The following is a 2,163-nucleotide window of genomic DNA, read 5'->3' as shown; positions in this document are numbered from 1 at the left end:
CGAGAACGACAGCACGGTGCTCGAACAGCGCACGCGAACCCACCAGAGCACGCCCCACACCGGCGACATCCACGCCACCCCCATCAGCCTGGGCAGAACGCACGTACTCCAGCAACCGACCCGCCTGAGCCGCCAACGCCCCCGCACTACGCCCCGACACCACCCACGGCACCACACCACCCCCAGCGGACACCACCTCGACACTCAAGGCCTCATCCACCGGTGCTTCCTCGAGGATGACGTGAGCATTAGTCCCCGACACACCGAAGGAAGACACACCAGCCCGCCGCACCCGCTCCCCACGCGGCCACGCCACCGCCTCGGTCAACAGCTCAACCACCCCCGTGTCCCAGTCCACATGTGAAGACGGCTGCTCCACGTGCAACGTGCGCGGCAGCACCTCCCGGTTCAAGGCCATGACCATCTTGATCACACCACCCACACCAGCAGCCGCCTGCGCATGACCGATGTTCGACTTCAACGACCCCAACCACAACGGCCGACCCTCGTCCCGGTCCTGCCCGTAAGTGGCCAGCAACGCCTGCGCCTCAATCGGGTCGCCCAACCGAGTTCCGGTTCCATGCCCCTCGACGGCATCCACATCCGCCGTCGTCAGCCGCGCATTGGCCAGCGCCTGCCGGATCACCCGCTCCTGCGACGGACCATTCGGCGCCGTCAACCCATTCGACGCCCCATCCTGATTCACCGCGGAACCACGCACCACCGCCAGAACACGGTGCCCCTTAGCCCGCGCATCCGAGAGCCGTTCCAGCAACAGCACACCGACGCCCTCGCCGAACCCCGTGCCATCCGCCCCCTCGGCGAACGCCTTGCACCGGCCGTCTGTCGACAGGCCGCGCTGGCGGGAGAACTCCAGGAAGAGGTCCGGAGTGGACATCACCGTCGCTCCACCGGCCAGGGCCATCGAGCACTCACCGCTGCGCAGCGCCGCGCTGGCCTGGTGCAAGGCAACCAACGACGACGAACACGCCGTATCCACCGTCACCGCCGGACCTTCGAGCCCGAAGGTGTACGCCAGGCGCCCCGACGCCACGCTTCCCGCGCTGCCGGAGACCAGGTAGCCCTCGAGCTCAACCGGGAACTTCCTCAGCCTGGAGGCGTAGTCGCTGTACATCACGCCCATGAACACGCCCGTGGCCGAACCGCGCAGCTCAGCCGGATCGAGTCCGGCCCGCTCCATCGCCTCCCACGACGCCTCCAACAGCAGCCGCTGCTGCGGATCCACCGCCAACGCCTCACGCGGCGACATCCCGAAGAACTCCGCATCAAAATCCGCGGCGTCGTTCAGAAAGCCACCGTCGATGGCATAGCTCTTCCCCGCGCGGTCCGGGTCCGGGTCATACAGAGCCTCCAGGTCCCAGCCACGATCCACCGGGAAGCCGGAGATGGCGTCCGTTCCACCGGCCACCAACTCCCACAACTCATCCGGCGAGGCCACACCACCCGGATACCGGCAGCCCACGCCAACGATCGCAATCGGCTCCGCGTCCACGCCCACCACAACGGGCGTCACATCAGCGCCGTCCGAGCGCTCGCCCGCACCCAGCCGACCGTCCAGATACCTGGCGATGGCCGAAGGCGTCGGATAGTCGAAGACCAACGTGGTCGGCAGCCGTAGCCCTGTCGCCGCCCCGAGTTGGTTACGCAGTTCCACCGCGGTCAGGGAGTCGAAGCCCAGATCCTTCAACGCGCGATCGCCATCCACGGTGTCCGCGGTCGAGTGGCCCAGCACCTTGGCGATGTGAGTACGAACGGTGGCGAGGATGAGGTCGTACCGCTCCGCTTCGTCGAGAGCCGCAACCCGCTCCTGAAGAGTCGTTCCCGTCGTGGAACCCGTACGACGTACCGGGGACGTCACCAGCCCTCGGTACAGGCTCAAGAGGCTGCCACCGTTCGCCACATGCCTCTGCACCGCGGTAAGAGAGAGGCGGGCCAGGAGGAGCGAAGGGCGATCACCACCGACTGCCATGTCGAGCAGAGCCAGGCCCTCCTCGGTGGTCATGGGTGTGATGCCGGTGCGGTTCAGGCGTGCATGGTCCTCGTGTCCCAGGTGGCCGGTCATCCCGCTGTCCTGCGCCCACAGGCCCCAGGCCAGGGACACAGCGGGCAGCCCCTGGGCCCGCCGGTGCTGAGCCAGAGCGT

1 protein-coding gene is annotated in these 2,163 nt (G+C 67.7%); it reads right to left on the bottom strand.

What is annotated here, in order from left to right; genetic code table 11:
• The coding region (locus ABD329_RS47630) for a type I polyketide synthase (RefSeq protein WP_344318259.1) at positions 1 to 2,163 on the bottom strand (2,163 nt) is incomplete at both ends.

It is taken from the genome of Streptomyces javensis, assembly GCF_039525925.1.
GTDB classification, from domain to species: Bacteria; Actinomycetota; Actinomycetes; order Streptomycetales; family Streptomycetaceae; genus Streptomyces; species Streptomyces asiaticus.
This window is presented reverse-complemented; position numbering and strand designations above follow the sequence as displayed.